General features: G+C 57.3%; 21 protein-coding genes and 6 pseudogenes. 16 read left to right on the forward strand and 11 right to left on the reverse strand.

All coding sequences use genetic code 11. The features are described from left to right. Positions 1-14 precede the first annotated feature (14 nt). The 5 genes and pseudogenes from AGR7B_RS24645 to AGR7B_RS26370 all read left to right on the forward strand — a co-directional run. A complete protein-coding gene (locus AGR7B_RS24645) occupies positions 15-302 on the forward strand; it encodes a DUF7673 family protein (protein WP_080858360.1) in 288 nt (95 codons plus the stop codon). Continuing rightward, positions 302-1,459, forward strand: coding sequence for a site-specific integrase (locus AGR7B_RS24650; RefSeq protein WP_162934267.1), 1,158 nt, complete (start codon positions 302-304; stop codon positions 1,457-1,459). Before AGR7B_RS24645 ends, AGR7B_RS24650 begins: the two co-directional genes overlap by 1 nt. Positions 1,460-2,171: 712 nt before the next feature. Then, the gene (locus AGR7B_RS24655) at positions 2,172-2,390 is read left to right on the forward strand and encodes a hypothetical protein (RefSeq protein ID WP_080858361.1); all 219 of its coding nucleotides are present in this window, start codon (positions 2,172-2,174) and stop codon (positions 2,388-2,390) included. 47 nt (positions 2,391-2,437) lie between these two features. Continuing rightward, positions 2,438-3,001, forward strand: coding sequence for a hypothetical protein (locus AGR7B_RS24660; RefSeq protein ID WP_425352637.1), 564 nt, complete (start codon positions 2,438-2,440; stop codon positions 2,999-3,001). A gap of 628 nt (positions 3,002-3,629) precedes the next feature. Beyond that, positions 3,630-4,087, forward strand: a pseudogene (locus AGR7B_RS26370) (formyltetrahydrofolate deformylase); the annotation flags it as partial. A gap of 139 nt (positions 4,088-4,226) precedes the next feature. Here the strand turns inward: AGR7B_RS26370 and AGR7B_RS26580 are convergent. Further along, positions 4,227-4,824: pseudogene (locus AGR7B_RS26580) on the reverse strand (Tn3 family transposase); the annotation flags it as partial. 229 nt (positions 4,825-5,053) lie between these two features. Here AGR7B_RS26580 and AGR7B_RS24675 point away from each other — a divergent pair. Beyond that, positions 5,054-6,121: pseudogene (locus tag AGR7B_RS24675) on the forward strand (nucleotidyltransferase family protein). Between the two features lie 174 nt (positions 6,122-6,295). Here AGR7B_RS24675 and repC read toward each other — a convergent pair. From repC to AGR7B_RS25740, 6 genes and pseudogenes are all read right to left on the reverse strand, one after another. Next, entirely contained in the window at positions 6,296-7,510 is a 1,215-nt protein-coding gene (repC, locus tag AGR7B_RS24680; RefSeq protein ID WP_080858363.1) for a plasmid replication protein RepC, read from the reverse strand. 201 nt (positions 7,511-7,711) lie between these two features. After that, positions 7,712-8,737 carry a plasmid partitioning protein RepB gene (gene repB, locus AGR7B_RS24685; protein ID WP_080858364.1) on the reverse strand — a complete coding sequence of 342 codons (1,026 nt, stop codon included), beginning with the start codon at positions 8,735-8,737 and terminating at the stop codon, positions 7,712-7,714. Then, on the reverse strand, positions 8,734-10,017 hold the full coding sequence (gene repA / locus AGR7B_RS24690; RefSeq protein WP_080858365.1) for a plasmid partitioning protein RepA: 1,284 nt from the start codon (positions 10,015-10,017) through the stop codon (positions 8,734-8,736). The genes repB and repA overlap by 4 nt, the downstream gene beginning before the upstream one ends. Positions 10,018-11,063: 1,046 nt before the next feature. Then, positions 11,064-11,849 (reverse strand): SDR family NAD(P)-dependent oxidoreductase, encoded by a 786-nt coding sequence (locus AGR7B_RS24700; RefSeq protein WP_080858367.1) that lies wholly within the window; start codon positions 11,847-11,849, stop codon positions 11,064-11,066. A gap of 916 nt (positions 11,850-12,765) precedes the next feature. Beyond that, positions 12,766-12,993, reverse strand: a complete 228-nt coding sequence (locus tag AGR7B_RS26585) for a diguanylate cyclase (RefSeq protein ID WP_208616067.1) — start codon at positions 12,991-12,993, stop codon at positions 12,766-12,768. Positions 12,994-13,043: 50 nt separating this feature from the next. Next, positions 13,044-13,662 (reverse strand): annotated as a pseudogene (locus AGR7B_RS25740) (FUSC family protein); the annotation flags it as partial. A gap of 432 nt (positions 13,663-14,094) precedes the next feature. Here AGR7B_RS25740 and AGR7B_RS24720 point away from each other — a divergent pair. From AGR7B_RS24720 to AGR7B_RS26385, 8 genes and pseudogenes are all read left to right on the forward strand, one after another. After that, positions 14,095-14,901: an AraC family transcriptional regulator gene (locus AGR7B_RS24720; protein ID WP_121490463.1), complete on the forward strand. Its 807-nt coding sequence runs from the start codon at positions 14,095-14,097 to the stop codon at positions 14,899-14,901. A 39-nt stretch (positions 14,902-14,940) separates the two neighbouring features. Further along, the gene (locus AGR7B_RS24725) at positions 14,941-15,315 is read left to right on the forward strand and encodes a VOC family protein (protein ID WP_080858370.1); all 375 of its coding nucleotides are present in this window, start codon (positions 14,941-14,943) and stop codon (positions 15,313-15,315) included. Between the two features lie 442 nt (positions 15,316-15,757). After that, a complete protein-coding gene (gene paoA, locus AGR7B_RS24730) occupies positions 15,758-16,405 on the forward strand; it encodes an aldehyde dehydrogenase iron-sulfur subunit PaoA (protein WP_080858371.1) in 648 nt (215 codons plus the stop codon). Then, complete coding sequence (locus AGR7B_RS24735) at positions 16,402-17,352, forward strand: FAD binding domain-containing protein (RefSeq protein WP_080858372.1); 951 nt, start codon at positions 16,402-16,404, stop codon at positions 17,350-17,352. Before paoA ends, AGR7B_RS24735 begins: the two co-directional genes overlap by 4 nt. Positions 17,353-17,357: 5 nt before the next feature. Further along, positions 17,358-19,562 carry an aldehyde oxidoreductase molybdenum-binding subunit PaoC gene (gene paoC, locus AGR7B_RS24740; protein ID WP_080858479.1) on the forward strand — a complete coding sequence of 735 codons (2,205 nt, stop codon included), beginning with the start codon at positions 17,358-17,360 and terminating at the stop codon, positions 19,560-19,562. A 41-nt stretch (positions 19,563-19,603) separates the two neighbouring features. Further along, entirely contained in the window at positions 19,604-20,533 is a 930-nt protein-coding gene (locus tag AGR7B_RS24745) for an XdhC family protein (protein ID WP_080858480.1), read from the forward strand. Next, a pseudogene (locus AGR7B_RS26380) lies at positions 20,526-20,699 on the forward strand (NTP transferase domain-containing protein); the annotation flags it as partial. The gene AGR7B_RS24745 and the pseudogene AGR7B_RS26380, both read left to right, overlap by 8 nt. Before the next feature lie 48 nt (positions 20,700-20,747). Further along, positions 20,748-21,058 (forward strand): annotated as a pseudogene (locus AGR7B_RS26385) (autotransporter outer membrane beta-barrel domain-containing protein); the annotation flags it as partial. Between the two features lie 469 nt (positions 21,059-21,527). Here AGR7B_RS26385 and AGR7B_RS24755 read toward each other — a convergent pair. The 3 genes from AGR7B_RS24755 to AGR7B_RS24765 all read right to left on the reverse strand — a co-directional run bounded on the left by AGR7B_RS24755 (position 21,528) and on the right by AGR7B_RS24765 (position 24,452). Continuing rightward, positions 21,528-22,247 carry a GntR family transcriptional regulator gene (locus tag AGR7B_RS24755; protein WP_080858373.1) on the reverse strand — a complete coding sequence of 240 codons (720 nt, stop codon included), beginning with the start codon at positions 22,245-22,247 and terminating at the stop codon, positions 21,528-21,530. 134 nt (positions 22,248-22,381) lie between these two features. Then, positions 22,382-23,227: an SDR family NAD(P)-dependent oxidoreductase gene (locus AGR7B_RS24760; protein WP_080858374.1), complete on the reverse strand. Its 846-nt coding sequence runs from the start codon at positions 23,225-23,227 to the stop codon at positions 22,382-22,384. Between the two features lie 31 nt (positions 23,228-23,258). Continuing rightward, on the reverse strand, positions 23,259-24,452 hold the full coding sequence (locus AGR7B_RS24765; RefSeq protein WP_080858375.1) for an MFS transporter: 1,194 nt from the start codon (positions 24,450-24,452) through the stop codon (positions 23,259-23,261). Positions 24,453-24,665: 213 nt separating this feature from the next. Between AGR7B_RS24765 and AGR7B_RS24770 the strand changes: the two genes are divergently transcribed. Further along, complete coding sequence (locus AGR7B_RS24770; protein WP_080858376.1) at positions 24,666-25,205, forward strand: hypothetical protein; 540 nt, start codon at positions 24,666-24,668, stop codon at positions 25,203-25,205. A 37-nt stretch (positions 25,206-25,242) separates the two neighbouring features. Beyond that, complete coding sequence (locus tag AGR7B_RS26070; protein ID WP_162934271.1) at positions 25,243-25,449, forward strand: hypothetical protein; 207 nt, start codon at positions 25,243-25,245, stop codon at positions 25,447-25,449. A 415-nt stretch (positions 25,450-25,864) separates the two neighbouring features. Here the strand turns inward: AGR7B_RS26070 and AGR7B_RS24775 are convergent, their stop codons facing one another. Beyond that, the gene (locus AGR7B_RS24775; protein WP_121490465.1) at positions 25,865-26,743 is read right to left on the reverse strand and encodes a beta-keto acid cleavage family enzyme; all 879 of its coding nucleotides are present in this window, start codon (positions 26,741-26,743) and stop codon (positions 25,865-25,867) included. Positions 26,744-26,753 lie beyond the last annotated feature (10 nt).

Raw genomic sequence — 26,753 nt, forward strand, 5'->3', positions numbered from 1 at the left:
CCCAAGAGGATTTTATGGAAGATCACGTCAGATTTGCCCTCGAAAATCTGCTGAATGTCGCCCATCAGGATACCGGCCAGGGCCATAGAGTGGCCAATTTCCTGCTCGCCTGGTGGAACGCCGGGGTGCACGGCGGTTTCGATCTGACCGACCTTGCCAATGTCGATCGTGATGTTGCCGAGGACATGGTAACGATCTTCACCTTTCTCGCCCGGGAAAAAGACCTCGTCTACCCTGACGCCTATCGCGGCGAGATCGAAAAAATCATCGCGCGCTGGCGACCGCAGATCGAGGCTATATAATGAAGGTCCAGCGTGCATCGACAACGCCACGATCCGCCGTTGACCGCCGCGCCGCAGAACTGGATACCATTGCCGCCGTCTTGCCGATCGAACGCCGCGATGAGCTTGCCGAGCTCCTGACGGATCGGGATGTCGAAACACTACGGCACCTTGTCAATGAAGGCATGGGCGACAATACCCTCAGGGCGTTGACATCCGATCTCGCCTACCTGCAGGCATGGTCGCTGGCGTCCACCGGCGACACCCTTCCCTGGCCGGCGCCCGAGGCACTACTTCTAAAATTCGTCGCTCACCATTTGTGGGATCCAGAACGGCGCCGGGAGGACGCTTTTCACGGCATGCCGCTGGACGTCGATCAATCGCTGCGTGATCAGGGATTTCTGAAAACGACAGGGCCGCATGCGCCCGACACTGTCCGCCGGCGGCTTGCCAGTTGGTCGACACTGACCCGATGGCGAGGTCTGGACGGCTACTTCGCCTCCCCTGCCCTGAAATCAGCCATTCGGCTGGCCGTTCGTGCCGTACCGCGGCAACGCCGCCGCAAGAGCGCCAAGGCTGTCACCGGTGACGTGTTGGCGAAATTGCTGGCCACCTGCGGCGGCTCCGATCTTCGCGATATCAGGGACCGGGCAATCCTGATGGTCGCGTTTGCGTCCGGCGGGCGCCGACGCAGCGAAGTAGCCACTCTACGCAAGGAACAGCTCACGAACGAGGAACCGGTTAGTTCTGAGGACGGGAGTCCCCTCCCCTGCCTCGCTATTAATCTCGGCCGTACGAAAAACTCGGGAGCCGATCAGGACGAGATCGTCTACCTGAACGGTCGGCCGGTGGACGCGCTGAATGCCTGGCTCGAGGCTGCGAGAATCGACAGCGGCAGTGTGTTTCGGGCGATTGACCGCTGGGGTAATGTCAGCCTGCGGGCGCTCGATCCGAAAGCGGTCAACGATATCGTTAAGCAACGGGTGGCCAAGGCGGGGTTGGATCCGCGGGAGTTTTCAGCACACGGGTTGCGATCCGGATACCTGACTGAAGCCGCTAATCGGGGTATCCCACTTACTGAAGCGATGGACCAGTCTCGCCATCGGTCTGTCCAGCAGGCATCGAGCTATTATAACAATGCCGCGCGGCGCAACGGCCGGGCTGCTAGGCTGCTTTGATTGCGCTTCGGCAACTATGATCTACATCCTCTGCCTTCCCACAGACAATTGCGTCAATTTGCCGAAAACCGCCTCACTCTTTCGATGAATTTTTGTCCGCACGGCAAACTACAGGATATGGACGCGCTCTCAACTGAATAAGAGGGTGCATCGAGCAAAGGTGCCTGATTGCGCGCAAATGGCACCCTGTACTTAAAGCGCGAGCTCAGTGCCGAGACCTCTCAGACAGGGCAGGGACAAAAGAGTTTCTGGATAACTCCTCTTGAAGCGGAAGACGACCAACAACGCAGCGGCGGATCGTCAAGACTTTCTGCCGTAAGTCCTCTCACTATGGGTGAGTTTTCCCCTTACTCGACGGGCCTTATATGGTCTTGAACCCCGCGGGAAAGATCTTGCAAGGAAGCTATAGTGGCCTCACGTGGCCGAGGGGAAGAGGGTAGGGGCATTTCGGAGCAGGTGCAAAATGCCCAGCAACGCGGGGAGGGCGCTCTCTTGAGCGTATCCATTGATGGATTCGTATACCAGGCTTGTGTGGACGTATTGTGGTTTACTTGATGCATAGGCCGGGATGCGCATCCCGGCCTATGCAGGCAGGCGGCCGTATTTCCGGACTGGTTTACGCAGCCGAGATCAAGCAAGGCCCTGCCTGCTCCCTTTGACCCCGAACGGTTGATCGGGCTTTCGCCCGCACCACAAGCCTGGGAGCAAGGCCATGATACCGGAACTTCTCTTCGTCGGCATCGACGTTTCCAAAGCCCGCTTCGATGTTTTCGTCTATCCGGCCGGCAAGCGCTGGAGTACCGGCAGTTCGCCGACACAGATCGGCGCTCTCGCGAGCCGCCTTCTGGGGCTCGGACCGGTCGTCGTCGGACTGGAGGCGTCCGGCGGTTATGAGCGCAGGCTGGCCGACAGCCTGATGCGGCAGGCCTGAAGGTCCATATCCTGCCGCCCGCAAGGGTTCGCAATTTTGCCAAAGCCATGGGGCAGCTGGCAAAGACCGATATGATCGACGCTGCCGTGATCGCCCGCTATCTGGCAACGGTACACGCTCACCTCACTCCATATGAACCAAATCCCGTGCGCAGTCGCCTGAGCGCGTTGGCGGCCCACCGGCGCAGGCTGGTCGCCGAAAAGAGCGGTCTGACGAGCCAGCTCGATACCATCGAAGAGCCGCTGGTGCGCGACATGCTGGAGGTACGCCTGCGCATCATCGACACGGACATCGCCACTCTCGACCGCGCCATGCGCGATCTGCTCAAGGCGACGCCCGGCCTGCGAAAGCGCCACGACAGAATGTGCAAGGTCACCGGCGTCGGCCCGGTGCTGGCCACCGCGCTCATTGGCGTTCTCCATTGCATGCATCCCCCGACTATCCCGGCAATTGAGGCGGCGTCGGCGAGATTTGTGGCGGCCTGTAGAATGGAGTGTCAGCAATTACCCGAAAATCAATCCTGTCAGCTGACAGGGTTTTGCCTCGCAAATTCGGGATTACACGATCGTCAAACCCTTTCAATGATGTCTATGCCTTTCCAGTTCTTCTAGTTTCGGACTACGCGATAAAAGGTAAAGAGCGAGCGAACATTCTAGTCGTCCAACTGTCGAGGAATAAATCCTGTCAGCTGACAGGATCTATAGTCAGCCTCACAGAAAAGGGACGCTGTAACGATACCTCTACCAAAAGTAGCTGAAATGTCGACGGAACAGGCGAGGAATTCCGGGAGACGCGGATCGGGCCGTGGCGTCTATTTGCCGAAAGTCCCTGCCCTGGCCGCACCTGAAAAATTTTACCGCGCACCATCTCGGCATTCTCCTCAATGTTAACAACTGATCGGAACTCAAATCATTGCGAGGGAATAATCCGTCCACGCTGTTGCTCAGGCTGATCGATAACGTCATGATCATGGTGTGTATATCCAAGGACCTTCTGGCAGTTGGCTCTGATCGCCGGAGTATTTCAAGCACAGCAGCGAGCCTTCCCCGACCCGGGAACTCGCGCATCGCCTCTACGCCGGTGGTTCGCGATCTGCTCCGCGTACATAACCGTATAGCGGGAAATTCCGAGGAGGGTGCGACACGCGATGCCTTGATGGCCGGGCTGGCGCCCATCTCGGAAAAGTTCGGCATGGAGGTGGCGCTGCACGATCAGGCAGAGCGGATGAAGGTTCTTTTGATGGTGTCGCGCTTCGGCCATTGCCTCAATGATCTGCTATACCGCTGGCGCATCGGGGCGCTGCCGATCGATATTGTCGGTGTGGTTTCCAACCATTTCGATTATCAGAAGGTCGTCGTCAATCACGATATTCCGTTCCACCACATTCCGGTGACGAAAGAGAACAAGCCGCAGGCCGAAGCTCGGATCATGGAGATCGTGGAAAGCTCGGCTACGGAACTCATCGTGCTGGCGCGTTACATGCAGGTGCTTTCCGACAGGATGTGCGAGGCGATGTCGGGCAGGATCATCAATATCCACCACTCCTTCCTGCCTTCCTTCAAGGGGCCAACCCTTACAAGCAGGCCTATCAGCGCGGTGTGAAGCTGATCGGCGCGACGGCGCATTATGTGACTGCCGATCTGGATGAGGGACCGATCATCGAGCAGGATACCGTGCGCATCACCCATGCCCAGTCGGCCGAGGATTACGTGTCGCTTGGCCGCGACGTGGAGGCGCAGGTGCTGGCGCGTGCCATCCACGCCCATATTCACCGTCGTGTATTCCTGAATGGCAGCCGAACCGTGGTGTTTCCCCCGGTCCCGGCTCTTACGCTTCGGAAAGAATGGGAAGCAGGTGCGGCAATCTTGTCCGGAACCCCACGTAGGGTAGTGCGAGCTTCTGCAGAGCGATTGCCTTCAGGCGCGGGGCGCGTTCAATCCGAGCAATCGGCAAAAGGCAAAGCCTACGGCACTCTGGCCATGGCTATCGACATATTGCCGCTGGATTTCCAGATCAGTGCAATAAAGAGAACCCCCTTTCTATCATCGATGCGACTTCCGATAACGAGCATCGTTTGAGCTCGGGATAGACACAGACCGCGCGCTTTTCGACATGCCGGTAGATCATGACGCCGCGCCCGCCATAACGGAATGCTATTCGGTCATCAGGTTGAGATCCCAAGCACCAAACTTCACGGAAACCAATACGCAGGCCGTTCTGGCATCACCCCAGATCGCCGCATTGCGAATTGCAAGCTTGGCGTTCGCGAACCGAGCGCAGGCTTCCCGCAAAGCACCCGGGTGAATGAAGCGGCGTTGCACATAAAGAAGCTCCTCATAGCTCGCATCGATGGTGGCACCGGCCAGAGACCGGCATTGGTGCCAAGACCATAGAGGCAAGAAAGCAATCGTTGATCCAACACTGCCTTGCGAAGACAACACGGGAGGCTCGCCCAGAATCTCGAAGATCAGGTCACGTGGAGAGAGCGGACTTTGCTGATTCCCTGAAATATCTGCAATAGAGCCATTTACAAGGGCTTTTAGGGGAGGGGAGGTGACGAGTGACCTCTGCCGTATTCAGGGTGTTCACCTTGCGCAAATCGATTGACTATACTAGATTTGTGGAAATGTTATAGGACGGCTCAAACTAAGAAAATCGACCTCATGTTCCGGACGATGGTCGCGGAGCTGCAGCAACGTACTTTTGATGCGCAGTGGTCGGCTGATTTCCCACCCACTGGTCGCTTTGTTTTGGTCAAAGTCGACAAACGCTCATACTGGTATTTCGACCAGCCGGACGGCAAAGGTGGTCAAAAGCGGCGCTATGTCGGCCCTGCCGATGATGATGAGATCACAAACCGAGTTGAAACCTTCAGGGGCAAAAAGGCCGATTATCAGAACCGGCGAAAGATTGTGGCGGCGTTGATCCGCCAAGCGGGTCTAATTGCTCCGGATCGCTTCACAGGCACAGTTGTTGAGGCGTTGGTATCGGCCGGTTTATTCCGGCTCCGTGGTATCCTCGTCGGCACAGTCGCGTTTCAACGTTAAGCCGCCCATCTCGGTATCCGGCTGCCCATGGCCGCGATCCTGACAGGTGACACGGGCCTGACACAAGATTACGCTATTTCAAGCGAGATCGAGGATTCAATTCCACCGATTGCCGATCTCCTTCAATCCATCGATTCGTCATTCCGCGCCGTGCCTCATGTCTCCGGCTCCTCCTGCTTCAATGCCTTCCGTAACTCGTCTGGTTACCGGGTAGAGTTCCTGACGACAAACCGGGGATCGGAAGAATACGCGGATCAACCGGCGCAAATGCCTGCCCTCGCCGGTGCGTCTGCCGAACCTCTCCGATACATGGATTTCCTGATCCGTGATCCGGTGGAAACGATTTTGTTGCATAGTGCCGGTGTTTCGGTCGTGGTCCCCGATCCATTTAAGTTCGCCGTTCACAAACTGATCCTGGCTGGCAGACGTCAGGATGATGCCGGCGGAAGGGCAAAGAAGGAAAAGGACTTGCGTCAGGCCGGAATGCTGTTCGAGGCATTGCAAGAAACCGGGGCTGGTCGTGATCTAGCAGATGCTCTTCGCGAAGCATGGGATAGAGACCCCTCTTGGCGAAAAGCGATCACAGCGGGTGTTGATGCCGTCCAGAGGCAGTATCAACCGGCGGTCCATCGCACGTTCGGCATTCTACCGGCCGATGAAAGAGAAAAGGCCCGCATGATCTGACGCGCCGTCTCGCGCTTACTCTCGTCGCTGACATTCGATTTACTCATGATGTTCTTCTGGCCTCAAGGTTGGGAAAGAGGGCTGTCCACAAATCTCAGATCTATTAAGTGACACGTTAACCTTTGAGCCTGACCGATAAATCGCAGCCACGCCACTGGACGTTATTAATCGCTCTCATCCGGCCGCTTTCACTGGATGGCCTGCCGCTCGCAGCAAAGCCATGAGCACGGGACCGAGGGAGAACTCGCCACGCCTCGCCCTGTTGGTCAGGTCCCTGAGGTACCCACCGGGCGAATTGATATGCCCGCAACGCTCCAGGATGCATGCGATCATCACTGCCGCATTTTCTGCCCCCATCACTTCGCACGCCTCCTGATATGCAGAAGGGCTCACTCCCAGCATGGATCTGACGACCACGGCCGCCGTCATCAACTCTCGCCAATTTCGGATTTGTCCTTCAGGCCCATAATTTGAAATCTCCGGGCAGGCCCGCAGTACAAGACCTATGGGAAACGTTTTTATCGGCAGGTGTTCAGTCTGATTTTCCGGCGTGGGCTTCGCTCCCAGCTCGTTTCTTGAGCTTGGTTCAAGTTCATTAGGGTGATTGGTATTTGAATTCTGTATGTGACGCTCAATTTGAGCATCATTGCTAGTCATTTTTGATGAAAAATGATCGGAATTCAGCAGCTTGATAATGTCGTGCCGCAAAACGTCCATCTCACGCCCCAGATTCTGGAGGTCTGCGAGGCTTGGTCTGCGAGGAATACGTCTTACGAGCTCCAGATACCGCGTCTCGATCCAATCCCAGTCACCCGGCGCGCCCTCTTCAACCGCCGCTGTAATCAGCTTGCGAATATCGCGCCGGCTTATTGTAAGGTTCTCCTTTGCCCTTCGGAAGATAATTCGTTCTGCGGCGACCTGCTGAGCAAGACAGGCCAGTTCTTCGGCACGCATCAAAAGCGGTGAGATATCAAATCCGAAGGCATGTTCGATTGATCCGTCATCATCCTTTCGGGCGTATCGCTTACCATTGGCGCTGTCTTTTCGAACAATAAGTCCCGCTTCGATCAGTAATGCCAGATGACGACGCAAGGTGGCGCCCGCAATACCGTGCGCGCGGATCGAGAGCTGAATGTTCGACGGAAACACCACCAGCTGAGCATCCTGGCGAAGTTCGTTTTCGGGATAGAAGCTCAAAAGCGCGTCAAGTACGGCAAGACTACGATCCTGTAGCCCCAACACCTCTCTCGCTTCCGAAGCGTCCCGGAAAACCTTCCATTTATCGGCTGAAGCGCCCTGCTTGATCCTGGCGGTAGCAATCTGCCTCCTCACCAGCGCAAGCGTCACCGGCCGCCGCCCAAAGGGCGTCGTTACCTGTCCATCTTCCATTGTCCTGCCTCTTCAAAAAGGCAAAAGGAAAACGCTCACCGAAACGGTGCCAAACACTCTTGACTAGGATTCATGGAAATGCGATTCTCAAGTTGTCACACATCGAGAAGGGCTTCCATGACGGCAACGTCTAGGGGGCCTTTTTCTTTTGCTCGTTCCCTTCCTTTGCAAATGCTGCGAAGCTTGTCCTTTGGCTTCGTCCTAACCTTTTAGTCTTTCGCGCGTGAACCGCTCCGCAAGAGCCGGCAGTTCAGCTTCAATGAATTTCAGGAATTCTGCTCCAGTCGTCGTTTCCGCAGAAATGCGAATATCCTTCGAAGACGCAACGTAGTTGCCCAGTTGCCGGCCTTCACCGTTTACGATTACTCGTGGGGACGTTTTCGGCGAAGCCTTGGGCTTCAGGACGTCCAGGACAGCCAGAAATCTTTGATCGGAGTTCATCCGCTTTTCCACAGCTTGCGATAGCACGCCGTGAAGATTGTCCATCGCCCCGGAATTTTCCGAAAAAGCCTTCGCAAACTCAGCCCATCGCGGACGCCCGACCTTCGGGGCACGTCCGATCGCCTCGATTATGTCTGACGGCACGCTGCGATAGACTGCCCGCATCCGGGCCAGTTCTGCGTCATCGATGGAGAGAGCAGCATAGATATCGCGAGGCTTTACCCCGGCCTCATCCATGCGGCGCGCAAACAGGGCCCGCTCGATCCATGTCAGATCCTGACGGTCGGCATTCTCAATGCCCTGAGCGATGACAAGCTCGACATCAGAGATTTCGACTTCGATCGCCCTGACGGGGATGCCAAGCTCCCTCGCAGCCCGCAGACGGCGGTGTCCATAAACAACCTGGTAACGCTCCGGCGATGAGGGAGACTTGCGGACCTGGATCGGGACCTTCTGGCCTTCCGACTGAATGGAGTTGCGGAAGGCTTCGAAATCTTCTGCGCCGTCATCTGGAAGACGATCCGGAAAGGGCGACGGATCAACCCTCGATGGATCGAGCTCCCTGATTGCGCCTCCACCGGATTCTACGAGCGCCTTCAGACGATCACGTTCAGATTTGATGTCATCGATGGCCCTGTGTGCAGCACCGATGACACCGGAACCGACGCGGGTCGGGGCAGCCGGCTGTTGCGGGACAGCGGACGTTTCTGCTGACAGCTTGTTTTCAAGTTCGGCCGACAACAGGCCAAAATTCGCAACGATGGACTTGCGCGACGACTTGGTCATGTCCGCCCCCAGCTACTATTGATCAATTTCAGTATTGCCTCGTTCACAGCATCGACGGCTTCCCGGGCGCGCTTGTGGGTATCACGTCCAATCTGGCCCATTTCAAGCTCGTAGATCGAGCGCTTCGCGAGCCCGGCAGCCTCAACAGCCGTGCTTTCGATCAAGGTAGGAAGTAGGACGTCAGTCCCGAACAGATGGCGCATCATCGCGACGACCTGAGATTGCGGCGCGTCGTTGGGGTCGTGGCGGGTGACGAGATAGCGTATGAAGTCCTGGTCGAGTTGCGCACCGCTCTCGTTCAGCACGCTGATCAAATCCCCCATCATCAGCAGGAACTGGCTCATGGAAGCGACGTCAAGCATCGCAGGATGGACCGTAATGATCATACTGGTCGCAGCGTAGATCGCGCTGAGCGTCAGGAACCCTAGCGATGGGGGCGTGTCGAGAATGACGACGTCATAGTCCTGCTCGACCTCGGCAAGAGCAAGTTTCAGCCGCTCGAAGAAAATCGCGCCTGAACCTGATTTTTGTGCGAGCACCCGTGGCGTCTCGTGCTCATACTCCATTACTTCGAGATTGCCGGGGATCAGATCAATGCCTTCGAAGTAGGTCTTGCGGATGATGTCGCGGATCGGCCGACGTTCAGCATCGTCGTAACGAAGAGCTGCATAGATCGTTTCGTTCGCCCCGACATCGAATTCGGGCTGGGCGCCAAACAATGCGGACAACGATGCCTGCGGGTCAAGGTCGAGGGCAAGAACGCGGTAACCCTGCAATGCAAGATAATGAGTGAGATGGACGCAGGTCGTCGTCTTGGCGCTACCACCCTTGAAGTTCGCGATGGCCACGACCTGCAGATGCTCGCCCTCGCGACGCCGCGGAAGAAACCTCAGTGCTTCGGCTGGCTTCTGGGCCGCAAAAAGCTCGCGCAACTCGTTGATCTGGGCGAGTGTGTAGACACGATGATTATTTTCCAATCGGCCGGGTATCGGTCCGCGCCCTTCGCTCGACATGAGCTTCAAGGTCGAATCGGGTATCGAGGTCAGCTTGGAGACCTCGTTCGTCAGGAACGGTCGCAGGCTCTTCTCCGATTTGGGAGGATACATACGCGTGCGAAGCTGCTGCAACTGCTGCGACAGCAGGCCCGCATGGCGCATGATCTTTCCGCCTGCGTCTTCTTTCGGACTGCTCGTCGTTTCTGCCTGTCTCGCTATCGCCATATTGCCCCCTTGGCGGGCAGTCTTCGGTTTGCCGACCATTGCCCGCCAAAGATACAACATGATTCTAGCCTTACGTCCAGCCGTTTAGGGTTAACAAAGTCTTAGCGAACCCATCGCCAGGGAGCGGAATGGTTGAACGGCGACTTAATATTTACCGTTATTTTTCAGACTGTTAATAATATTCCCTCAACGCAGAAATCTCATTTTATTTTAGGGTCAATCGCACAGGGCAAAGATTTTTAGGAAGCACGCTCAGCGCGCCATAGAGAATTTGAAAACGCGCGATTCATCCAAATGCGAATTTATAGGATTCACCAACTGCCGCCCGGTTCTAAGATGTGCGGATTTCCTGCTAATCCTCTGTTCGTGAAAAGAGGGTCGCATCGAGACCGCGTATAGCCGCCGCAGTCCTAACTCCTGCAGGTCGTAGATAACGAAAACAACGACATCGTCCCACATAAGTCGGTAAGACGACTCCTTGCCCCGTATGGAGAGTATTAACGGGCTATATGGTGCGCAAGTCCGCGCTGTTTTAAACTCGTTAGGCGATACACGATTGGGCGCGCAAGTCCGAATTCTTGGAGCGTAGCGTTTACGTCTACGGCCTCATCGGTTATCGCGACATACCAAAGGCCAGGTTCCGGTGATTTGATGGCTGCACCCGTTCGGGATGCCGTAATGATTGTCTCCTCCATCACGTCGGCATGAAGTAATTCCGAGGTCTGACGTGCCATTCGGCGAATTGTTCCAAGTCCACGCAGGCTGGGGATTTCATCGTTCTCAAAAAACTCCAAGGGAGATGGAACTGCTTCTTCGCTCATGAGGCAGGAACGGGATGCACTTTACCGCAGGACGGACGATCTACCACATACGCGATGAGGCTGTGTATACCGCAGACCAAAAACCGAGGTCGCCGAGGTATCTCACAGCCTTCGCTCTACCGTGATGCAGACCAAGTCGTGATTGACTCTAAGTGCGCCCCGTCAACCGTGCGAGCCTCGCGGCAAATCGATCGAAAGCACGAGGCGAAGAGCAAGCCACACCAGTAGCCTCTTTAGGCTGGGCACCGCGCAATCAGCAGGCGTGTCCAGACGGAGAGCAAAACATCAAAACGACGGTCTTGTTCTTCTGGCGTGACGCCGCGCCTTTTCTTCTTCAGGCAACTTTCGCAGTTCCGCTTCTTTTTGTGCGAGGATGCCATTGTCGCCGGGCACGACGTTGTCGCCTCGTAGCAGGGCCTCATAAGCCTGACGGGCAATGTCGGCCGGGTTGTCTTTCCACGTATTGTCGCCAAATTCGGTCTTGTCCATGCCTGCCCTAGCATGAAACTCGGTAGCGGTGGCGCCAGGCTGAAAAATGGTAAGTTGCACGCCAGTGCCAGCTAGCTCCTCTCGCAATCCATGTCCGAACGACGTCAAGAAAGCCTTGGACGGGCCGTAAACTCCTTCGAAAGGCGTCGGCGAAAAGGCCGAGAGGGAACTGACCAGCATGATCCGGCCATGGCCCCTGGCTATCATCTGAGGTACGATCGCATGAGCTGTCGTTACCGGTGAGACGATGTTGAGCCCGATAAGCCTCAGATGTCTTCCGACCGGCATATCGACAAACGCAGCACCTCCTGTAGCGATCCCCGCGTTGAGGATCAAAAAATCGATGGCCCGTCCGCTTATATTGGCGGCGTCGAGCAAGATCTGGGTGCCCGCTGGCGTTGAGAGATCAGACTTCACCGGTGTGACAAGGACTCCCAACTTGCCGAGTTCATCAGCGGCCTCGTAGACCTTGTCGCTGGACCCAGAGATCAGCAGATCATTGCCGTCGCGGGCTAGGAGCCTGGCAATCTCCAGACCAATACCAGCTGAGCCCCCGGTGACCATAGCAAATGGGTTGGACATTATAATTTCCTTTCCTAATTCAGATTCCTAGAGGTCGCTCACGTCTTGGTTAGACGATGCCGTAGCGCATTCGCTATAATCCGCCATCCAACTCAAGAACCACGCGCTCTGGATTCGGCTATCAGCGATTTTTCGGAGATTTGTCGAAATGGCCGGTGATCATCTTATATGTCGAAAAGTTCTATTTCTGCGGTGAACGTCGCTCAATGCAGCAGTGATCAATATTCATTCATAAACCCGCCTGCGGTTTCGCTTCTCCCCGTGAGGTCCTTAAAACACTTTCTTTTGAATATTATATGGTGAAAAATTGACGTTTCAGGTGCTTATCAAATCAAAAGCCCTACTCGATTGTTCGGTCTGCTTTCAAGGCGGAGCCTTTGGCGCTAATGAGACGTGCTCGCCTCGATCTTACGGCCAGTCTTATCCGCGATGCGTCTTCCGCCTGCCTCGAATCTGGCGGATGATCGTCGTCCTGCCAGCCTCATTTGCCCGAGCAGTACCAAGGCGTCGTTGGAAAAGGCGTCGCCTCATCTAGCGATCTTTCGGTAGCTTACAAGCTGATTTTAGCAAATTCTTTCAATTATTTAGCGTTTCAGGTGTTGCGTCGCCTACAGGCCCGATCTATCATCAAAGTTATCCAGTGCCGGCGGAGTAAATTTGGTCCGCGGGACTTGACCTGTGATCGCCATCTTCATGCGGTTTTACCGTCACGTTCTGCTGCATAAATCAATTGGTCGGCTTCCTTCATCAAACCTGGAATTCGAACGATGATGTCAGGGGCACGATGACAGCCCCAGTGCTGCAGGTCACCACATGAGCGCGTTGCTCAAGGATAGCAACGAAACGCTGCTGAAGTTCCTCGGCGAGCCTTTTAGCGGAAGAGATCGTGTGAGCATTCAAAGCGACGCCGAATTCGTCACCGCCGGCGCCTAATGCAGTCACTTTTTCCTAGTTCGGAACTCACTTGGCGTAAAAACTCCTGCAATATGAGGTCGCCTGCCGAATGTCCCCGATGATCGTTGACCGCCTTGAAACTATCCAAATCAAGGATAAGCAAGAGCACGATCTGGTCACCGCGTCTCGATGTGGCGATCATTTTTGGTACGCGCTCACTGAACGTCACCTTGTTGAAAATTCCAGTCATTCGGTCATGGGTTGCCAACAACTGCCCGATCAAAAACTTGCCGATAGCAAATCACAATGTAAGGCGGTGGCCCCCGCTCTGTTTCGGGCTTGATCCGGCTTGGCGGTTGCAGTTGCCGCAAGGAGCGCCTGCGCCCTTGCCATCCAAGCATCGATCCGCCCGAGCAGTGCAGTGCCGACATGGACTGGAAAAGCAACGTGGCTGACGATCGAGGCACACAGGATCGCAAGTCCGATCTCCTCGACCCGCGCAACGACAGTGTCAAACGTGCTTCCCGGCGCCGTGACAAGTGGCAATCCTGCGAGAAGCACGGTGTATCCGGCCAGCAGGGAAACATAGCTGCGGGGTGTGCGGTCAAGAAGGCTGATGAAGGTGCATCCCGAAACCCAGAAGATAATCGCTGCGGAAAGCAGTGGGGGGTGAGTTCACGAGATTTGGGACCATGATGATGGTCGCGCCGCCCCCAATCAGCGTTCCCAGCAGTCGATAGAACGATTTTGATGAGATGGCGCCCGAGAGGGGATGAGCAACGATGTAGACGGTTGAAACGGCCCAAAACGGTCGCGGCAGATCGAACCTTATTGCGAGGTAATAAGCGAGCATTGCCGCCAGGAATGTCTTCAATGAAAAGATCCCGTTCCCGGGGGTAACAAAGGTTCGAACGCTCATAAGTCATCCACCGTGTGAGCGTCGACCTGCGTCGCGCCTCTGTCACCCATGGAGGTGGTCAGTCCGTAGAGTTCGGGCGAGACATAGCAAAAAAACGGTGTCGCTAAGCATGCATGCATATAAGCATCAGACAGATCAGCGCTTGAAACGACCGACGGTGTCCATGATCGGCGGGCAAACCAAACGCCAACTCTCTCAAGGAAGGCTTTCACGGCCATTTGTGCGATAGCTATGCGGCTGACCCTGCGCCCCACGTTGTCTGAAGGCATGATGCAATGCTTGGAATCGCACGTCTGAGGCAATCGAATTTCTGTCTGAAAGATATCAGACCAGTATCCAGGCTCATGATGTTGCACTGACATCGTCATTCTCCGAATTATCTGAGATGACTCTATCGACAAAGCCTGTTGATGAATTTAGATATCCTCTCAAATGATGACTAAATTCCACCATCCGCCCTTATCCCTTTCTGCAGCCCTGGGCGACCACGACCTAGAAAAGTCCGCGGCGCGCGTGCACGCTGTGAGGATCGACGTATCCCAGAACGAACGGGAGGCACCTGAACACCGCCACCAAAAAGGGCAGCTTGTCATGGCCTCACGGGGCGGCGTGACTTGTCGCGTTCCAAGCGGGATGTGGATGGTGCCGCCCCATTGCGGCGTCTGGGTTCCAGGCGGCATGCCGCATAGCAACGTGGCAACCGCCAACGCCCGTTTGTTTTTTCTGTTCATCGAGCCGGGCGCCGCCGATCTGCCGGACCGGTGCTGCACACTGTCTCTATCCCCGCTCATCCGGGAACTTATCATTGAGATGGCTAATCAGCCCGCAGCAGTGACCGCAGATTCAGAACTCATGGCAACATTGCTTCTGTCGGCATTGCCGCGGATGCCGATAGAGCATCTTCATCTCCCGCTTACAGATGAGCCCCGGCTTGTGCGAATTGCATCGGAGCTGGCCGACGATCCCGCCGATCGCAGTACGATGGCGCTATGGGCAAGGCGGGTCGGGATGAGTGAGAATTCGCTCGCACGTCTCGTCCAGCACCAGACCGGCCTTACATTCGGTCGTTGGCGACAGCAGCTACAATTGATCGTCGCAATCCGGAGCCTTGCGGCCGGGTCGACAGTTCAGCAGGCTTCGGGCGACCTTGGATATGAATCCGTGTCTGCATTTATTACCATGTTCAAGAAAGCACTTGGCACATCGCCAGCCAGATATTTAGGTAACTTCGAGCGATAGCATTGTGAAATTCAGCTATCACCTGAAAGGGGATAAAGCATGTTCACCCACGTCATGGTCGGCAGTAACGACCTGGAACGATCCAGAAAATTCTACGATGCAACCTTTGTTGCCCTAGGGGGCAAGCCCGGCGAGATGGATGCGAGAGGTCGACTGATCTACGTGCACGAAGGAGGGCGGTTGATGATAACGAAACCGATCGACGGGAAGCCGGCGACCGCTGCCAATGGTGGAACGATCGGTATTGCGGCGGCGACGCCCGACCATGTCGTGGCATGGCATGCCGCTGGTGTCACACATGGCGGCATGGCAATCGAGAGCCCGCCCACGGAGCGATCGAACGGCGCGTTCGTCGCATATCTTCGCGACCCCGACGGAAACAAACTTTCCGCGCGGACGCATCAGCTGAAATGAGGTTGCTCTGCGTCGCCCCTGGTGATCACGGACTGGAAGGTGAGCGGGCGAGTAGCGTCGGTCTGGATCGCCTCTAAAATACGGTATCGGAGGTTTTGCATTCCCAGCCTCAGTAATAGAGAGAATACATGCAGTCAGCATGTCGTCGGTATGTAGCTTCCCAAACCTGATTGATGATTTTGGCGGCTATGCGACTTTGTCTTGCGGCAGGAACAGATCACAGTGCTGCTACGCGACGTCAGGCGTATCTTGAATGGCATAGCAACCGACCTGGGATTCCCCACAAAGCGCCGCAGGAAGGGACGTAAGTCCCAACCGGTAGCTGATTTAGGCGCCCTGTCTAGAAGATCTATTGGGGAACTCCCACTCCCGATCATCCGTTTATAGTGATCCGCGATCTCGCTCCGGTGATACGAGACCTTTGGTTTCTCCAACCGATGAAGTGGAACTGATCATGCCAGGCACCAGTCAATTTGAACTTTCACGCCGGAATTTACTTATCTCTTCTGCCGCCACCGTCGCTGCCACCACTGTCACCAGGGCAACGGCAGCCCAGTCCGCAGGAGAAACCATGAATCACACGTCAAGCGTATCGCTGAAGGTCAACGGGCAAATCCGCGACCTAGAGGTTGATAATCGGACGACCCTTCTCGACGCTCTGCGCGAGCATCTTCACCTGACCGGCACCAAGAAGGGGTGCGATCACGGTCAGTGTGGGGCGTGCACGGTGATGGTCGGTGGACGCCGCATCAACTCGTGCCTTTCGCTGGCCGTGATGCACGACGGCGACGAAGTGACGACGATCGAGGGTCTCGGACAACCCGGCAATCTGCACGCGATGCAGGCTGCGTTCGTCAAGTATGACGGCTTCCAGTGTGGCTACTGTACGCCAGGGCAAATCTGTTCCTCCGTGGCGGTGCTCGAGGAGATCAGGGCGAACATCCCGAGCCACGTCACCGGAGATCTCAATGCGCAGACCTCGATCAGCGAAGCGGAAATTCGCGAGCGGATGAGCGGCAACATCTGTCGTTGCGGCGCCTATTCCAACATCGTCGAGGCCATCGTCGAAGTCGCGGGGACAAAAGCATGAAAGCCTTCACCTACGAAAAGGCCCCATCTATTGAGGCTGCAACCAAGGCGGCCGCCTCGAACTCCGAGGCAAAGTTTATTGCCGGTGGCACCAATCTTCTCGACCTGATGAAGCTCGAGATCGAGACGCCGTCACATCTGATCGACGTGAATGGTCTCGGGCTCGACACGATAGAAAAGACGTCTGAGGGTGGACTGCGCATTGGAGCGCTGGTTCGCAACACCGACCTTGCCGCCGACCTAACCGTCAGGCGCGACTATGGGCTCCTGTCACGCGCCTTGCTCGCTGGCGCTTCGGGCCAGCTTCGCAACAAGGCGACGACCGCAGGTAACCTCTTGCAGCGCACACGCTGTCCATATTTCTATGACACCGCACAGCCCTGCAACAAGCGCTCGCCGGGAAGTGGCTGTTCCGCCATCGGCGGCTTCAGTCGCCAGCACGCCGTGGTGGGGGTGAGCGACGCCTGTATCGCAACGCATCCGAGCGACATGGCGATCGCCATGCGCGCACTCGATGCGCTCGTCGAGACCGTAAAGCCGGATGGCAGCCGCCGAACAATCCAGATCGCCGACTTCTATCGCTTGCCCGGCGATACGCCCGAAATCGAAACGGTCCTGGAGAAGGGCGAGTTCATTACCGCAGTGGTGCTACCGCCGGCGATCGGAGGAAAGCATATCTATCGCAAGGTCCGCGACCGCGCTTCCTACGCGTTTGCCCTGGTCTCTGTCGGTGCAGTCATTCAGCCGGACGGCACGGGGCGGGTGGCAGTTGGTGGCGTCGCTCACAAGCCGTGGCGCCTCGAAGCTGCCGACGCAGAACTCGCCAGGGGAGTAAAGGTCGCAGCGAAGGCTCTCCTCGCCGACGCTCATCCTACCGAGCAGAACAAGTTCAAGATCGATCTCGTTGAGCGCACACTCGGCGCCGTGATCGCCGAAGCGAGAGGATGATCGCCATGAAGTTCGATACACCAGCAACCACCAATCCGATCGACCAGCTGAAGATAGTCGGCCAGCCTATCCACCGCATCGACGGCGAGCTCAAGACGACTGGGCGGGCGATGTACGCCTATGAGTGGCATGATCCGAACATGCCTTACGCCTACGGTTATCCCGTGGGATCGACCATCGCCAGGGGCCGCATCATCTCGATGAATGTCGATGCTGCCAAACGCGCGCCGGGCGTACTTGCTGTGGTGACGACACTTGATGTCGGCAAACGCGAAAAAGGCAAGTTCAATACTGCCAAACTCTTCGGTGGTGATGAGATCCAGCATTACCACCAGGCAATCGCTGTGATCGTCGCCGAGACCTTCGAACAGGCCCGAGCGGCAGCAGGTCTCGTGAAGGTCGATTACACGCAAGAGCAGGGTACGTATGATCTCGCCGATGCGAGGGATTCGGCGGTAAAGCCGAAAGACGCAGGCGGTGCTCCACCAGATACCGCCGTTGGAGATTTCGAAGGTGCGTTCAAGTCCGCCCAAGTGACGTTGGACGAGACCTACACGACCCCGGATCAGTCGCATTCGATGATGGAGCCGCACGCATCCATAGCTGCCTGGGACGGTGATAAGCTGACGGTGTGGACGTCCAGCCAGATGATCGACTGGTGGCGGTCCGACCTCGCAACGACGCTTGGTGTCGACAAGGAGAAAATCCACCTCATGTCGCCGTTCATCGGCGGCGGCTTCGGTGGCAAGCTGTTCCTGCGCGTCGACGCGGTTCTGGCCGCGTTCGGTGCGAAGGCAGCAAAGCAGCCCGTAAAGGTCGCGCTACCGAGGCCGTTCCTCGTCAACAACACGACGCATCGTCCAGCGACGATCCAGCGCATTCGCATTGGTGCGGCTCGCGATGGAAAAATAACAGCAATCGCCCATGAAAGCTGGTCCGGCGACCAACCCGATGGCCAGCTTGAAACGGCTGCCATGCAGACGCGGCTTCTTTATGCGGGCAAGAACCGCATGACGGCGATGCGGCTGGCGACGCTGCACCTTCCCGAGGGCAACGCCATGCGCGCGCCCGGCGAGGCGCCGGGACTGATGGCGCTCGAGATCGCCATCGACGAAATGGCCGAAAAGCTCGGCATTGATCCGGTGCAGTTCCGTATCCTCAACGACACGCAGGTGGATCCGGAGAAGCCAGAGCGCCCGTTTTCGCATCGCGATTTCGTCGGTTGTCTCAAGCTTGGAGCGGAACGTTTCGGCTGGCATGGACGAGCTCGTCCTGGTTCTCGTCGCGAAGGCAACTGGATGATCGGTTTCGGTGTGGCGGCCGCATTCCGCAACAACCTCCTGGTCCCATCGGGTGCACGCGTGCGTCTGGACAGGGAAGGGATCGTCACCGTCGAGACCGACATGACCGATATCGGAACCGGCAGCTACACGATCATAGCCCAAACCGCTGCGGAAATGATGGGGCTACCGATCGGCAAGGTCGCGGTCCAGCTTGGAGATTCTCGTTTTCCCGTATCCGCAGGCTCTGGCGGACAGTTCGGCGCGAACTGTTCTACTTCTGGCGTCTATGCAGCCTGTGTCAAGCTTCGGGACGCTATTGTCCAGAAACTCGGGTTCAATGAACAGGACGTCGTCTTCGAGGGCGGGCGGGTCCTCTCCGGTTCGCGCTCGGTTCCTCTTGCCGAAGCGGCGGGCGCCGAAGGACTGGTGGCCGAGGACAAGGTCGAGTGGGAGAAGCTTTCGGACAGCCATCAGCAGTCGACCTTCGGAGCGCATTTCGTGGAGGTGGGCGTCGATGCGGCTACGGGCGAGAGTCGAATCCGCCGCATGCTTGCGGTATGTGCCGCCGGCCGCATCCTTAATCCGATCACGGCGCGCAGCCAGGTGATAGGTGCGATGACGATGGGTGCTGGTCTGGCGTTGTCGGAGGAACTTGCGGTTGATACCCGTCGGGGGTTCTTCGTCAACCATGACCTGGCTAGCTACGAGGTGCCGGTGCATGCCGACATCCCGCACCAGGACGTCGTGTTTATGGATGAGACCGATCCGATTTCCTCGCCGATGAAGGCGAAGGGCATTGGCGAACTCGGACTATGCGGCGTCTCGGCAGCGATCGCGAACGCGATCCACAATGCGACGGGTATCCGCCTCCGGAACTATCCAATGACCTTGGACAAGCTGATCGGCGGCTTGCCTGACCTTGCGTAACCATGCTCGGCGTCAGGCTGGCTTTGACAGGAATAAGGTCTATGAACGTGATGCTGGATACGACGGAAATGCGGGTTCCGAGGAGATCGTCGACTACCGACGATCCTTTGGACATCCTGGAGTTCGCGATCGCCTCATTTCGGCACGGCGGGGCAGCGCTCGCAACGCTCGTCGAAATCCGGGGAGGGGCCGCCCGCGCTCTTGGGGCGCACGTCGCTGTGGCAGCAAATGGTAGCTTCTGCGGTTATGTTTCCGGCGGATGCGTAGAAGCGGCGGTCGCCTCGGAAGCGATCCTGGCTATGGCTGAAGGCCGCGACCGGACCGTGGTCTATGGCGATGGCTCGCCGTTCTTCGATATCGTTCTTCCTTGCGGAGGGCGGATCACGGTTGCCATTCACGTGCTGCGCGACGTCAAGGCGCTGGAAGGTGTTATAAACGAAGTACGACATCGTCGGCCTGCCGCACTGCGGTATTGCCCGAACAGCCAGACAGTTGCCAGCATGGAACCACCTTCACGGGCGCGTTGGATGTGTGGACGGTTCGAGACAGTTTACCGCCCGAGGACCAGAATCGTGGTGTCTGGTCATGGTGCCGAGGCACTGGTGGTCGCAAGAATCGCGGAGGCGGCGGGACACGACGTGACAGTCTTGGGCAACGGCGAAACATGCGATGGCCCTTATCCAGCGATCGACCCATTCACCGCCATCGCGCTTCTGCACCACGATCTTGACGCGGAGGAGCGGATCCTGAGACGTGCACTGTGTTCGAAGGCTTTTTACATTGGCGCGCTTGGAAGCACGCGCACCCATCGGAAGCGTGTGGAGCGTCTGCGGCACGCGGGGTTTTCGAAAGCTGAGATAGAACGCATCAAGGCGCCGATCGGATTGTTCGGACCGACCAGGGATACAACGTCGCTGGCATTGTCAGTCCTGGCCGATGTCGCCGCTTCCAGACTGGCCACGTATGCATGAATATACGCGGGGTGATCAAACCAGCGGACGTCTCACCATTGCCGTGCTCGTCCTTGCTGCAGGGAGATCGACTCGCGCCGGTGGCTCGCACAAGCTGTTGGCAACATTCGATGGCATCCCGCTCATTCGGAGATCAGTTCTAGCGGCGAGTGGGTCAGCCTGTGACAACGTGGTCGTAGTGACTGGACATCTGGATGACGAAATCCGTTCTGTGATCGAGGATATCCGTATCATCGAATTGAATGGTGCTTCCAACGGTGTTTTCTCGCTCATTGGCGACTACACGGTCGGCGACAGGCAGGTGGTCGTTGCAGGCGCCTACGCCTATCAGCTTTATCAGGGGGGCACTTCGTCACCGAATGATGGCAACTGGTATTTGCGTTCGCAATTGACCGTGTCGAATCCGACGCCGACTGCTCCGCTTTATCAGGCCGGTGTTCCGACCTACGAGGCATACCCCCCCGAGCATTGCTGGGTCTGAACAGACTGCCAACCTTGCAGCAACGTGTCGGCAATCGTTTCTGGGACGGCAGTATCACCGGCATTGACGGTATATATGTCATCAATACCCGTACAGGTTCTACAACGGTCACATCCTCAGGCACGGCGACTGGGACAATCGGTAATGGTGTCTATGTTTCCAAAGACGGCTTCGCAATAGACCTGACCGTCAGCCAGACGGCCGGGACGATTTTGGCGCGGATAATGGAATTTCCACAACCAATCGTGGCCGTGCTGAATGCCGGCGATCCGTTCGGAAGGTCGCTCAAAAGTAGAACGTTCATCCTCGCACGGTCCTTAGAGGGATATGTCGATCAGTTTGACAATGTCGGGTATCACGATTCCTGTTCCGACCGGGAGCGGTGCCTGATGACACCAGCGTTATACCACGACGACCCGAGCATCTATCGGTAAGCCGATCCCTCGCATCACGCTCCGCAAACGGAAGGACGAAACCCACTATGCCGAAAAGCTCCCAGGACTGGGGCTATCCTTAGAATCCCAAGCGCTCAAGCAATTCGATGATCGTCTGCTTCGCACGTTCTCGGTGATCGTGATGAATTTGCCTGGCTTTCTCGGAGTCCTTTTGAACGAGGGCGTCGATAAGTGCCTCGTGATCGCGGTTCGATTGCAAGGGTTTCGGCCTGAGTTTCAACGTCAGCATCCGCGCGCGGTGGGCCTGTTCAACGAACTGGTTCACTACGGCGATCAGCCTCTGGTTTTCGCTAAGAGAAACCAGTTGAGCATGAAACCGCTCGTCTGCCTTTGCCCAAGCCGTCAGATCGTCGATGGCGAGAGCGGCGTCCATTGCGTCGATGGCCGCGCGAAGGTTCTTCAACTCCGCGTCGGAGACACCGCGCTTGGCCACCGCGTATGCCGCGATTGATTCCAACCCGGTCAGAATCTCGTACATCTCGCGGACGTCTCGTGACGAAAGAGGCAGGACCCGCATTCCGTGCCGGGATCGAATTTCGACGAGCCCTTCCGTCTGCAGACGCAGCATCGCCTCGCGGGTGGGCGTGCGGCTCATGCCGAGGCGCTCGCTAGCTTCGGCCTCGAGGAGATGCGAGCCTGCCGGCAGCTCATTGTCGAGAATTAGTCGCTTGAGCTCGATGTAGGCGCGTTCCGCCTGGCTAACCTTCTCCCCCGTCAAAACAGTTACGTCGTCGACGTCTTTCTGGACAGATCGAGCGGCACGGGGCTGGGACGCCATCGGCAGGTTCCTCAATTGTTATGAATCCTCTCGTAGAGAGTTGCCCTTCAAAAGCTCGTCAGTCAACACGGATAGGAAAATACCCGGCACTAGGCCGGGTCTGATATCCTTCAAACTATCGGGCGCGAGCTGCTTCAGCTCCGCATCCACTCCGCAAACCGATCCATCCAATCCGGATGCCATCGCGACAGAGCGGGACGGTTTTCGATCATGTCGCTCGTCGACCACCGAATGCGTTTCGCGTCCATCTCGGTTGTAACGACGTTGTCCGGGCAAATGATGTAGAAATCGTCCTTGAGCAAGCGATCAAGGAAGTAGTCCACGAGTTCGGCCGACGTCCATGCCTCGTCTGGTTTTGCCGAGCCTTCAGGCTTATGGGCGGCGTTCATGGGGGTCCAGGTGTAACCGGGGACAAGCAGGTGCGCGGAGACGCGCCCGTTCGTTTCCTTCAAGAGCTCATGCGAGAGCTGCTCAGTCAGCACCTTCACAGCCGCCTTGGCTACCGAGTATGCGGCGTTCCCCGGAGGGGTGGTAATACCCTCCTTTGAGCCGAGGTTAACGATCGCGGACGGTTGATCCGCTGACAGCAGTTGGGGAACGAAGAGGTGCTGCGCCGACAGGATGCCGCCGAAATTCACGTCTAGTTGACGTCTCCATGCCTCCGGGTCGCCCCATGGGCCTGCGCCAGCTGAGATGCCCGCGTTGTTCACGAGAAGCGCGATGTCGCCGAACCGATCCACCGTCTCGTCCCGCAACCTGCAAAGGTCAGTGACGCTGGTGACGTCGCCGACGACCAACAGCGGCTTTCTCTTGAGGGACTTCGCAAGCTCTTCGAGCGCTTCGCCATCGCTGTCGAAGAGGGCGAGTTCCATGCCGCGCTTCGACAAGGCCTGCGCCAATGCTTCCCCGATGCCTTTGGCGGCTCCCGTGATAACGGCTACCCGGCCAGCGGCGAGCACGTTGTTCATTCTCTTTGTCATCTTTTCACTCCAATAGAGACGACGCAGGGCGTCATGCAGGGTTGCGCAGCTTCTCGGAGACGAGCGCCACGACGAAAAAGAGAAGGCCGAGCAGCGCCAGCCCTGCGGCAACCAGGCCCGTCGATGCCCACCCGTAGCCGGCGGCAATGGCGAGACCTCCGGTCCAGGCTCCGATAGCATTCGACAGATTGAAGGCCGAATGGTTCATCGCTGCGGCGAGGGACTGGGCTTTCGGCGCGACGTCCATTAGACGCGCCTGGAGGGCCGGGACGAGACCGAAGCCGATGCCGATGAAGAACAGTGTTGCGGCTGACGCGATCGGGTTGGAGGCCGTGAAGGCGAAAAGACCAAGGAACATGATGTTCCAGATCAATAGGACCACGATTGTGCCGCTCTGCCACTTGTCTGTGAAAAAGCTCCCGATCTGGCTGCCCAGAACCATTCCGAAGCCCCAGAGGGCCAAGTATGCGGGCACGTAGGCCTCGGGTTGGAGCGCCAGTTCCGTGATCGCGGGCGTGATGTAGCTGTAGACTGCGAACATGCCACCGAAGCCGATCGCGGCTGTGCCAAGTGTCAACCAAACCTGCAGACGCATCAGGCCCGCGAGTTCTCTACCCGGTGACGTCTCGGGGTCGGCTTCGACGCTCGGGACCATTGCCCAGATCAGCGGGGTAACAAGCGCGCTTGCCAGGGAAACGGTAACGAACGTCGCGCGCCATCCGAGATACTGCCCCAGCGCGGTCGCTACCGGGACGCCGATGAAATTGGCGGCGGCAAGTCCGAGCATCACCCGGCCGATCGACTGGGCGCGCAGCTCTCGTGGAACGATGGAGGCGGCAACGATGGATGCGGTGCCGTAGTAGGCACCATGCGGCAGGCCAGCGAGGAAGCGGGCGAGCGAAACCGACCAATACTGAGAGGCAAGGGCGGTTGCCCCGTTGCTCGCGAACATGATCATTGTGATGATCATCAGCAGCTTGCGCCGATCCATCCGCGCCATCGCTACCGCAAGGACCGGGGAGCCGACGACAACACCGAGGGCGTAGGCGCTGATGAAGTTGCCAGCCTCAGGAACGGACACCGACACCGCATTGGCGATATCGGGAAGCAGGCCCATCGTCGTGAATTCACCCGTCCCGAGTATGAGGCCGCCGATAGCCAAAGCGAGCTGGGGAAGGGTGACACTTTTGTTTCCTGAACTGGTTGAGGCTGGAACGGCGGACATGTGAACTCCAAACGTACTCGTTCGCGTCGAGAGATTTCCGCGACGCGTTATTGCAAGCAGGTTGCGTAGGCGCTTTTTTGATGAACTAAAGATAGAGCATTCAGCGCCACGATAGAAGTGAATGGAATTGCACGGTTCGATGAATCCTGCTCACCATGGTCGCCATCGGACGTGTTTCTGCCTGAAGTCGCCAACCTGAGGCTAGGCGACATTATGCTGACGCTCAATGCTGTCGGCACCAGTTTGAAAGGCGCGGCGGCATCGAAAATCATCACGAGCATGACGTCTGGACGTTTTAGTCACGCACTGATTTGCTTGGCTCCGCCGACATTCATCAATGCTATCGACGCTGGTGTGAGTACGCTCTTGTTATCTCGCTGTTTCCCTCATGATATCGCGCGCGTTCGTGTTTTGCGGCATCCGGACGCCGATGTTGCAGCACATGCGGCGAGGTTGGCTCAGATTGAGGTGGGACGAGATTACTCCAAGCTCGATGCCGCCGCTCTCTCTGTGTTGCCGCCACGGCTCGCCGCGGTGGCCGACACAGGCATCGTCTGTTCTGCGCTGGTTGCGCATGTTTATGGTTCGGCTGGAGCGCCGGAATTCCTCAAGACGCCCTTCGACAGGACGACACCCGCTACAATCGACAAACTCCCGGGAATGCGTGCCGTCACTGATGCCGTGTTCCCACGTCGTTTGTCTCCTCGAAACGTCGCGACGTTATGGTCCAGCTCACTGCTGCAGGCTGGATAGGCGAGGACCACAAGCTGGCGGTTCGGGACCCATCTGAGTGTCTTCTCAACGTCTCGGCTGCGATGAAGGAAATAAATTAGCGGCCGCTGGCGACCTTCGCTCTGACGGTCGTCGACTTGGCAGCGTTAGTGATGAAGCGATCAAAAGCTTTGCGGCCAATCTCGATCTTCACGTCACGCCGGACGCGCTTTTCGAAGATGACGGTTCTCGAAACCAGTTGCCGGACGTCATCGGTAAGGTCTAAGGCCGGCAGCTACTAGGGATGGATTTTGAAAACATCGTTCTAGCTGCGCTATCGCCAACCGCAAATGGTCCGCCGGAAACGGCAGCGACCTCATCCTTGAAGGCGCACATCGTCTTGGTTTAGAGCTGAAAAACACAATCTATGTCTTTCAATGGGCGCGCGGCGTGCCCGTGACGGAACGGCTAATGAGCGTCAGTGAAATGGTTCGGAAGCTCGCCGATACGTGGTCGACGGTACGTGGGATCGTGGTTTCGTCATTGGAGGCGACGGCCACTCAGTTCGACGTGGCGACAACTTGCGAGGGCATTTGGCCGACCCTCATCGAGATGCGAGCTCTCTGAAGCCGCTGATTCAGCGCGAGAGACTTCCGAAAAGGTGGGCATCCCGGCACGAGGGCGGGATGCCGTCGGTGCTTCTAATTAAGGCTCAACATTTCCCGAACATCATCAGGCGTCGCCATCTCGCGGCCTGACGACTTGATGACCTTGACCGTTTCGCGGATCAGCTCTTCGTTCGTTGGGTGCGACAGCTCGGGGTAGGGGTAGTCGCCGATCCCGATTGCCATGTGACCGCCCAGTCGAGCGACGGTGTCGGTCATCGCAAATAGGTTTCCACCAAGGGCGTTGACCGTCCACTCGATGTGTCGGTCGGCCGGCAGGAACGCCAGATGCGCCTTAAGCCCTTCGATAGTCGCAGGGTGCCCCGTAATGACCTGGCCGTCGGTCAGGTGGAAGAGCATGTAGCCCGGTTCGTCAATGATACCCATTTCCATCAACATCAGGGCACGCCGGGTAAATCCGACCGACCAAGAGACCATCTTCGGTTTTACGTTCACCCGCTTGAGCTCCCGGGCGTAATGGAGGAGGCTGTCGGTCGTATTTTGATAGACCCGGTCGACGAAAGATACCTGCTTCGTGGTTGGATCGTAAATTTCGAGGTTAGCGGTCCCGGTATCGATCGGTGCGATATCGGGCTTACACCCAGGTGTACCAGCCAGCCTTACGACGGTGTCGATGCGGGCCTTCGCGTCCGAGTCGTTCGAAATGAATCCCAGCGTAGGCAGGATCAGAATGTCCGATTTGGCTCGAACCTTCGTGATGATCTCTTCATAAGCTTCGAACGTGTTCAGCGGCTTGCCGTCCACGGTGCGTGCGTGGAAGTGAAGGATTGCTGCGCCTTCTTCGCGGATACGTGCCGCCGTCTCCGCGATCTCATCGGACGTCCAGGGAACATGCTTGTTTTGGTCGCGCATCGCGTATTCGTTGATGCGCCCCTCGAGAATGAACTTCTTCATCAATGCCTCC

Origin of the sequence: Agrobacterium deltaense RV3, assembly GCF_900013505.1 — a bacterium.
GTDB classification, from domain to species: domain Bacteria; phylum Pseudomonadota; class Alphaproteobacteria; order Rhizobiales; family Rhizobiaceae; genus Agrobacterium; species Agrobacterium leguminum.

Excerpts from the sequence above, each read along its gene's own strand:
- AGR7B_RS24645 (WP_080858360.1), top strand. The coding sequence starts at position 15 with ATGGAAGATCACGTCAGATTTGCCCTCGAAAATCTGCTGAATGTCGCC.
- AGR7B_RS24650 (WP_162934267.1), top strand. The coding sequence starts at position 302 with ATGAAGGTCCAGCGTGCATCGACAACGCCACGATCCGCCGTTGACCGC.
- AGR7B_RS24655 (WP_080858361.1), top strand. The coding sequence starts at position 2,172 with ATGATACCGGAACTTCTCTTCGTCGGCATCGACGTTTCCAAAGCCCGC.
- AGR7B_RS24660 (WP_425352637.1), top strand. The coding sequence starts at position 2,438 with ATGGGGCAGCTGGCAAAGACCGATATGATCGACGCTGCCGTGATCGCC.
- repC (WP_080858363.1), bottom strand. The coding sequence starts at position 7,510 with ATGGAAGATGGACAGGTAACGACGCCCTTTGGGCGGCGGCCGGTGACG.
- repB (WP_080858364.1), bottom strand. The coding sequence starts at position 8,737 with ATGACCAAGTCGTCGCGCAAGTCCATCGTTGCGAATTTTGGCCTGTTG.
- repA (WP_080858365.1), bottom strand. The coding sequence starts at position 10,017 with ATGTTGTATCTTTGGCGGGCAATGGTCGGCAAACCGAAGACTGCCCGC.
- AGR7B_RS24700 (WP_080858367.1), bottom strand. The coding sequence starts at position 11,849 with ATGTCCAACCCATTTGCTATGGTCACCGGGGGCTCAGCTGGTATTGGT.
- AGR7B_RS26585 (WP_208616067.1), bottom strand. The coding sequence starts at position 12,993 with ATGACTGGAATTTTCAACAAGGTGACGTTCAGTGAGCGCGTACCAAAA.
- AGR7B_RS24720 (WP_121490463.1), top strand. The coding sequence starts at position 14,095 with ATGATGACTAAATTCCACCATCCGCCCTTATCCCTTTCTGCAGCCCTG.
- AGR7B_RS24725 (WP_080858370.1), top strand. The coding sequence starts at position 14,941 with ATGTTCACCCACGTCATGGTCGGCAGTAACGACCTGGAACGATCCAGA.
- AGR7B_RS24735 (WP_080858372.1), top strand. The coding sequence starts at position 16,402 with ATGAAAGCCTTCACCTACGAAAAGGCCCCATCTATTGAGGCTGCAACC.
- paoC (WP_080858479.1), top strand. The coding sequence starts at position 17,358 with ATGAAGTTCGATACACCAGCAACCACCAATCCGATCGACCAGCTGAAG.
- AGR7B_RS24745 (WP_080858480.1), top strand. The coding sequence starts at position 19,604 with ATGAACGTGATGCTGGATACGACGGAAATGCGGGTTCCGAGGAGATCG.
- AGR7B_RS24755 (WP_080858373.1), bottom strand. The coding sequence starts at position 22,247 with ATGGCGTCCCAGCCCCGTGCCGCTCGATCTGTCCAGAAAGACGTCGAC.
- AGR7B_RS24760 (WP_080858374.1), bottom strand. The coding sequence starts at position 23,227 with ATGACAAAGAGAATGAACAACGTGCTCGCCGCTGGCCGGGTAGCCGTT.
- AGR7B_RS24765 (WP_080858375.1), bottom strand. The coding sequence starts at position 24,452 with ATGTCCGCCGTTCCAGCCTCAACCAGTTCAGGAAACAAAAGTGTCACC.
- AGR7B_RS24770 (WP_080858376.1), top strand. The coding sequence starts at position 24,666 with ATGCTGACGCTCAATGCTGTCGGCACCAGTTTGAAAGGCGCGGCGGCA.
- AGR7B_RS24775 (WP_121490465.1), bottom strand. The coding sequence starts at position 26,743 with ATGAAGAAGTTCATTCTCGAGGGGCGCATCAACGAATACGCGATGCGC.